Source organism: Acinetobacter sp. HA (assembly GCF_000264725.1).
Lineage (GTDB): Bacteria > Pseudomonadota > Gammaproteobacteria > Pseudomonadales > Moraxellaceae > Acinetobacter > Acinetobacter schindleri.
In genome coordinates, this window is the sequence record NZ_AJXD01000029.1 from 22,329 (window position 1) to 30,407 (window position 8,079).

Here is an 8,079-nt window from a genome sequence, read left to right on the forward strand (position 1 = left end):
CAGCTGTATCAGCAGCCCACCCGCTTTGAACTGGTGCAGGCAACACGTCTGCTGCGTCATTATCCTGAGCAGAAACACTCACAAGACTGGAGCAAGAGTTTTAGTTTTGCTAGCTCGCTGAATCTGAATTTCCCCAAATCCGAAATTGAGTGTCTGCAATGGAACGATCAGAAAATTCAGCTGACCAGTCCGATAATTGGCCTGACCGGAACACAGGGAGTATTGCCTTATACCTATACCTATCGTATCAAGCAAAGCCCGCGTCAGCAGCGTGAGGAGACCCTGCATTTTCTCGGGTTGTTTAACCATAAACTGACCGCGCAATATATCGAAGCCTCGATTCACTATCATCTGCCAGTACGTTATGAAATTGAGCAGGAAAATCATTATCTGGAGATTCTGCATGCGCTCAATGGCTATGTGCGTGAACAACATCAACAGCAACATCTGGATGATTATTTTGCTGAATTTTCCGGTCTGATGCAGGGGCAAAATAATAGTGCTTATGTCCTGAAAACCATGCTGGGTTGCATGTTCAAGCATCAGGTTCAGATCAGGGAATATTTAACTGAGCAGTTTAAGCTGGATACTGCGCAAAAAGCATCACTGGGCGGATCAAATCCTGCATCACTGGGAATCAATACTTTCTGTGGCGAAGTGCTGACCCAAATTGATGAAAAAATTGAAATCGTGATTGGTCCTTTGAGTCGTCAGGACTATCTAGATTTTCTGCCGCAGCAAAAATATAGCGAAAAACTTAAGCAGATGATTTCAACCTGGTGCAGCCCAACCTTGATGGTGGATCTGCGTCTGGTATTAAGCAAAGCAGAAATCTACCCAATTCGGCTTGGTGATCAAAGTGCCGGGCTGGGACAAGGCGCTTTTTTGATGCCACAAACCGCTGAAGATAATCAGGAAACCTGTTACAGCCTGATGAGGAGAGCAGCATGATCAAGAGTATTATTGCGATCATTCTGGCACTCATCCTGCTGACAAGCGCTTTGGTGATCTACTACTGGCGCGATGTGCAGTATGATCCGACGGCTATGGAGATGCTGCAGTTTTTTATTCTGCTGCCGGTTTTTTCCGGCTTGTTATTGCTTTCCCCATGGCTGATTTATACATCGTTAAAAGCTTATCAGACAGCTAAAGCAGAAAAGTTAGAAGCCGCTGAAAATGAAAAAAAACATTTGCAACAGCAAAGTGAACTGGAGAAAAATAAGGATAAACCGGTTGAGGAGCGGACTCTAAAAATCTATTCATCCGCAGCAATCCATAGCTTTGGTGAAAATCATGAAATTATTGACGCAATGCAGGCATTCAAAAGCCCGGAACTGGATGAAACCTTGGTCAATCACTATGGACTGCCGATCCTGTCTTATCGCATTCGACATCTGGACGAGTTGTTAGCCGAAGCAGAAGAGGATGACACTCTGCACAGCATGCGGCTGCAACGAATCAATTTACTGATTCAGCAGCAGATGGAGCAACATGCTGAAAGTCTGTATCGCATTGCGACACATCTGAGAAAGTCAGCGATGTTCTATGATGCAGAAACCGCTTATGAATACCGTATGCATCCAGGCTGGATCAATGCACAGTTTGATGAAGAGAATGAAATAGAAACTCCATTTGAACAGGTGGCACGATTAAATAAATTGAATCTGCATATTCTGCTGCCGGCAACATTGATTCATATCTGGCCAGATCAAGCACAACAGACGCTGATCGAACAGCTAGAACAGGAATATGAAATTGTGCAGCGCCAGATTCATGTCGAGTTCCATTATGTCGATCATCACAATACTTATGCACTCTGGATCAATCTGCTCAATGATATTCAGCAGCAACATGAACAGGTCAGTCTGGTGATTGCAGTACAGTCTGAAATTGATCAGGAGTGGCTGGAACAGCAGTTATGGCAGTCGGAACAATATCTGCCGGGAGAATATGCCGCGAGTATATGCCTGTCTGCTCCACAGTTAAACATTGAAGATTTAATGGAAATTAAATCAATTAAAACCTTAAAGCATGTCAAAAATATTAGTGAATATTTACAGCAACAATCTCCAAATTTTGCTGAACAGTTGCAGCAGGAAGCCGCATTTGTACTATTGCTGGATGATCCATTACAGATCAATACCTCTAAAAAAATTCAGCAGTATTTAGGTACAGCTGGGATAGAACTGCATCACGGCCTGTATTGCCATTCTTATCTGGGCAGTACGGTAGAGATGAAAGCCTTGTTTGGGATATTTTTGTGCATGCAAATGAATGATGATGTCATTACATTGGCCTATACGGTGCAGCATCCTCATACATTTCTTGCTTATCAACCAGTCAGTCTGGTTGAAGAACTTCAACAGAATGCAGCCTGAAAAATTTTAAATAAAATGAAAAATAATGAAAAAATATAAGAGATTACAGTGAATACATTATTTTATACGATCTTGGGATATGTCTGGCAGTATGTGACCAATCCAAAAGTGATGATGGCATTGTCATTTTTCGTGGTGATTATTTCCATGAAAAATACCGTGTCGGACCATGTGTTCTGGATGCTGGTGGCGGTTTATATCCTGATCTTGGTAGTCTGGGGTATTTATACACTGATCCAGCATTATCGGCATGGCAAAAAAGGAGAGGAGCTTTCCGAGGCTATTGCCAGTACAACCGAAACTGAACAGAACAGGAATAAGAATAAAGAAGAACTGCAGCTGATCCAGCAGCAGATGAAAGAATCGATTCAGCTGATCCGAAAGTCCAGACTCGGAGATCGTAAGGGGAATACGGCACTGTATGAACTGCCTTGGTATATGGTGATTGGCAATCCGGCAGCTGGTAAAAGCTCGGCCATTTACCATTCCGGTTTACGTTTTCCATTTGAAGAACATCATCAACAGATGATGTCTTCCGGCTTAAGCGGGACCCGTAACTGTGACTGGTTTTTCTCAACCGAAGGAGTCTTACTAGATACGGCAGGGCGTTATTCGGTCTATGCTGAGGACCATTCCGAATGGCTCGGTTTTCTGAATATTCTCAAGAAAAATCGTTCAAAGGCGCCCGTGAATGGTCTGATTGTCATTGTCAGTATTGCCGAGCTGGTCAGCCAGAGTCCGGAAAAATCCATTAAATTAGCCAAAAATCTGCGTGCCCGTATTCAGGATCTAACTGAACGTCTAGAAGTCTTTGCTCCCGTGTATCTGGTCTTTTCCAAAATGGACCTGATTGCCGGATTTACCGAATTTTTTGACTGTTATGATGCGCAGGAATTTGATCAGGTTTGGGGCGCGACTTTACCGTATACGGCAAATTCCAGCGAGCAGGCGCTGGAGCTGTTTGAGAAGCATTACAATATTTTATACGATGGTCTGAAAAGTGTCAGTACAACGCATTTGAGCCGTCGGCATTCACAGCACATTTCTCCAAGTGTCATGACTTTTCCACTGGAATTTAAGAGCCTAAAACCGGTTTTAAAAACCTTTATTTCTACACTGTTCCAGGAAAATCCATACCAGTTTAAACCTATTTTCCGTGGTTTTTACTTTACCAGTGCCTTGCAGGATGGCGTAATTGAAAGCCCAATGACGGAACAGATCGCGGATGATTTTCATTTGATCCACAGTGATGACAGTGACATTGGTCTGCCGAAACAGTCAGTTTCCCAGAACCACGGTTATTTCCTGAAAGGCCTGTTTTCCAATGTGATCCTGAAAGACAAGCATCTGGTACGTCAGCATATTAACCCGACAAAAAAACGTCAGCGTTTTATGGCCTTTACCTGTGCAATTCTTGGGTTATCGATTGTCCTCAGTTTATGGTTATGGTCATATCGCAATAACCAACAGCTCATTGCTGAAGTTCAGGCCGACCTGAATAAAGTGGTGCAGATACAGGCACAAGCCAACCGTTCACTGAGCCATCAACTGGATGCCTTAATGATTTTACAGGGGCATCTGCAGCAACTGGATCAGTTTGATCAGGACCGTCCACTGAAATACAGCTTTGGTTTATATCAGGGTAACCAGATTCGAGAAAAACTGGAAACTGAATACCTTAAGGGTATTGAACAGCTAGTGCTTCAGCCTACCCAGCAGCAGATTGCACAGTATCTGCAACGTGTTAAGGCAAATGAAGCGGTGCTAAAGAAAATTATATTCAGGTGAAAATGAATCATGTGGCGCAAGGCCGCCAGATTGCTTCTGAACCTTCAGACCAGAATCCTCAGGATGCTTATAATGCCTTAAAAACCTATCTGATGCTGAGCAATCGCCAGTATATGGATTCCAGTCATTTAAGTGATCAGCTGACACGTTTCTGGCGCACATGGCTGGAACAAAACCGCGGTGAAATACCGCGGGGTGAAATGCTCCAGAAAGCCGAGCAGATTCTGGGTTATGCCATTACATTGTCAGGACGAAACAGTTTCCCTCAGTTGAATTCTGATGCAGTATTGGTGGATCAGACCCGTCAGATATTGACAGCGATTACCACCGGTATTTCTGCACGTGACCGTGTCTATAATGAAATCAAGAGTCGTGCGGCCGTGCGTTTCCCCGCAATGACAGTCAAACAGATTCTGGGTGAAACCAACCAGAATGCCATGTTGGGAAGCTATGCTTTGCCGGGAATTTATACCTATCCGGCATGGAAAGGTTATGTACAGGAAGCCATCGAGCAGGCAGCGAGCAGCACAACCGATAGTCGGGACTGGGTGCTGAATACCACGCAATCTGATGATCTCAGCTTTAGTGGTAGTCCTGAGCAGATCCGTCGTCAACTGACTGAGCTCTATAAGAAAGAATATATTGCAGAATGGCGTAAATTCCTGAACGCGATTCATTATGCCAAAGCAGGCGATTTCAATCAGCAGATCAAGCAGATGGATCTCTTGGGCGAACCGGAACATTCTCCAATCCGTATCTTGATCCAACGTGTGGCCCAAGAGACCAGCTGGGATAATCCGATGGTTCAGGCAGAACTGGCAGTGCCGCAAAAAGGCTTTATTGCCTGGTTTAAGCGCAAAGTGCTGAATCGTGATGAAGCGAAGCAAGTGCAACAGGCCAATAGCCCGTTAGGGCATGGTGTGATTGCACGTGAGTTCCAGATGTTCTATCAGATGGTACGTCAGCGCGATGATCTGCAGAATCAATCGCTTCTAGATGGTTACATGCAGTCAATGGCAAAAATCCGCAGCCAGTTCAATGATCTAAAAAGCTCAGGTGATATTGGTCCTGCCAGTATGGCTCTGGTCAAACAGACAATTCATGAACAGAACTCCATTTTTAACACTAGCCAAAAATTTGTGGCAGAGAAAATGGCGGCGGGGACGACAGAGCTGGATCAGCAACTGTTACAAAAACTTCTGGTTGCACCATTAACCCAATCCTTTGAGGGACTGCTGGTTCCTGCACAAGCTGAAATAAACAAGCTCTGGACCATGCAATCTTATCAGCCATTTAGCCAGAATCTGGCTCAAAAATATCCTTTTAGCAGTCAGGCAACCTTACAGGCCACTTCCAATGAAATTAACCAGATTTTTGGTGAAAGTGGCAGTATTGCACGCTTTGTGAAAGAACATCTGGATCCACTGGTGATCCGACGTGGCTATACCTTGACCTCCAAAACCTGGCAGGATCTGGGAATCAGTCTGAACCCGGCTTTTGTAGCAAATTTTCAGACTTATGTCGCACCTGCTCATGGGGTTGCAACAGGCGAACTAAAACAGGGGCAGGGTAAAGCTCCTGCTGCAAGCCAGTCCAATTTCCAGTTCTATCCATTGGAAAATCCTCAGCTTTTAGCTTATACCTTTGATATCGATGGGCAACGCATGCTGTTTGAAAATGGCATACAGCAATGGGTGAACTTTGTCTGGCCAAATCCGGGCGCGATTCCAGGCGCACGCATTACCCTAGTGGATCTTGAAGGGAAAACGCATACCATTTTTGATGAACCGGGCGAATATGGCATTAACCGTCTGATTGAAAGTGCACAACGTACCCAGAAAGGCAGCAACTTTGAGATGGTCTGGAAGAGCAAGGAAGACCCGGAACTCCTGGTAAAAGTAAACTTCCGTCTGGTCAGTGGCCAGAATGCCAGTTCTATCGGCGGACAGCCAAACTATGCCAACCTGCAACTGATGGATCAGGTCGTTTCCAATAAATCGGTACGTGTCGTGGCTGCGCAAAGTGTTCCTGTATCGGTACACAATCCGGCCACGGCATTAGCTAATACGGGAGCAGCTGTACCATGATGAGGATTCATTTCAAGTTGAAGAAAATGGTGGAGGTGAGTAATGCATGAGTTAAAAACCACACCACTTTATTATGGTAAATGTCCAGCACGTGGCGATTTTCTCAAGTCACGTGGACAATATCAGCTCATTCAACTGATTGATCAGTGGATTACGGAAGCATTGGAGTTTGCCATGCAGAAGGCAGATTTCAAGCAGACCTATGCGCAATTACCCGCGCTGGATTTCTTTATTGCCAATCCCAAAGAAAAACTATTTTTGCTGGCTAACTTAATTGCCAGTGAAGACAGTTCAGGGCGGCAGTTTCCAATGATGCTCAGTCATCTGATTGAGCATGAACAGCCATTTGAAAATATCATGTATTCGCCATTGCGCTACAAATCGGCTCTGGTTGAGCTTTATCAATGTAACCGGGTAATGCGTTCCATTCGTGATACTGATATTTTGCTGGATAAACTGAGTAAGCTGAGCAACCAGATTATGGTGCCCAGCCAAGAAGAAGCGCAGGAATTTTATCAACATCATACGATTCATTCATTTGCAAAGCTGATGAATCTGAGTGCCTATCAGCTGGCACAGAGCTTGATTGGATTGGGATTATTGCTGCAACCGATTGTTCAGCAAGGTACTAGCCGCCTGAATAAAGTGCTAATTTTACCTATTCATAATAGGATTTATTGCTATGAAATTGCAGCATTTTGGGTCAGCCTGATCAGCCAGTTTGTACAACATCATCATACAGAACTGTTGATTGGTATATTACATAAAGAACAGCCTATTTTATTATTTGGTTTTAAAGGTGCAGATATACAGGCTTTAAGTGATATTTTTACCGAAAACTTAGATAGTCAACACTGGGTATCCTTGATCCATGCAGCCTGGATTGACCCGTATCTAGAAAATAATGCAGGTTTGGCAGCCTTGGAACAGTCCTTAAGTGAGCGTCAGATGAGTCTGGCTCAAGGCATCAAGTTATTTAAACAAACATTTGTAGAAGCATAAAATGAAAATAAAAAACAAATACTTAAAATTAAAAAAATATATAAAATCAATCTCTTAATCTCTTTTTTTTTGAGTTTTTCAGTGTGTGCGCAACCGATCATTATTGACGGTGCTGTACCCACTGAGATGACCAAACAGGAAATACTGAGTAAATTGTATACAACTTATGGGCAGAAAAATGTGGTGGACCGCATCCAGATCCGTCAGGTCACCGCACCAGCAGACTGGTCAAATACAGTCAGTACAGTAATTCATGAAGATCTGAAAAAGGTCAAAAACGGTAAATTAACAGTAAAAGGTACTGATATTCAGCTCACAGGTAAAGTATCAAATCCTCATGAAATTCAGGAAATTACAGCAAAATTTCAGGGATTAACGCCAGCAAGTTACCGCTTAAATACCCAACTTTCAGTCAATCAGGCTGAACAGCAGATCATTGATGCGGCATTAAAGAATCGAATCATTGAGTTTGAATCTGGTAGTGCGATATTAGCATTTTCAGGTACACAGATCCTGGATGAAATGGTCATTGCTTTAAACAAGATGGGTGCTAAAAAAATACGGATTATTGGACATACGGATAGTTCAGGCAATGCTCATCAAAATCTGCAATTGAGCCAGCAACGTGCAGAGGCTGTAAAGGCTTATTTAATCAAAAAAAATATTCCAGCACATTTGCTCAGTACTGATGGTTTAGGTGCAAGTAAACCTGTAGCGGAAAATACCACAGCTGAAGGTCGAAAGAAAAACCGTCGGATTGAGTTTGAAGTACTTTAAAAATATAAGTTGCTTGAGCAACAACATAGATAAGCGTATTATTAATA

4 protein-coding genes and 1 pseudogene are annotated in these 8,079 nt (G+C 43.4%); all 5 read left to right on the forward strand.

Going from position 1 to position 8,079, the window contains the following annotated elements:
• Positions 1 to 33: 33 nt before the first annotated feature.
• The 5 genes and pseudogenes from tssG to HADU_RS07145 all read left to right on the forward strand — a co-directional run bounded on the left by tssG (position 34) and on the right by HADU_RS07145 (position 8,032).
• Complete coding sequence (gene tssG / locus HADU_RS15255; RefSeq protein ID WP_264653518.1) at positions 34 to 951, forward strand: type VI secretion system baseplate subunit TssG; 918 nt, start codon at positions 34 to 36, stop codon at positions 949 to 951.
• On the forward strand, positions 948 to 2,378 hold the full coding sequence (locus HADU_RS07130) for a hypothetical protein (RefSeq protein WP_008304840.1): 1,431 nt from the start codon (positions 948 to 950) through the stop codon (positions 2,376 to 2,378). Before tssG ends, HADU_RS07130 begins: the two co-directional genes overlap by 4 nt.
• 48 nt (positions 2,379 to 2,426) lie before the next feature.
• Positions 2,427 to 6,253, forward strand: a pseudogene (gene tssM / locus HADU_RS07135) (type VI secretion system membrane subunit TssM).
• Between the two features lie 42 nt (positions 6,254 to 6,295).
• On the forward strand, positions 6,296 to 7,255 hold the full coding sequence (tagF, locus tag HADU_RS07140; RefSeq protein WP_008304841.1) for a type VI secretion system-associated protein TagF: 960 nt from the start codon (positions 6,296 to 6,298) through the stop codon (positions 7,253 to 7,255).
• Between the two features lie 81 nt (positions 7,256 to 7,336).
• The gene (locus HADU_RS07145) at positions 7,337 to 8,032 is read left to right on the forward strand and encodes an OmpA family protein (RefSeq protein ID WP_008304842.1); all 696 of its coding nucleotides are present in this window, start codon (positions 7,337 to 7,339) and stop codon (positions 8,030 to 8,032) included.
• Positions 8,033 to 8,079: the final 47 nt, after the last annotated feature.

Bases quoted from the DNA above. Each gene is read 5' to 3' on its own strand.
- tagF (WP_008304841.1), top strand. From the start codon at position 6,296: ATGCATGAGTTAAAAACCACACCACTTTATTATGGTAAATGTCCAGCA.
- HADU_RS07130 (WP_008304840.1), top strand. From the start codon at position 948: ATGATCAAGAGTATTATTGCGATCATTCTGGCACTCATCCTGCTGACA.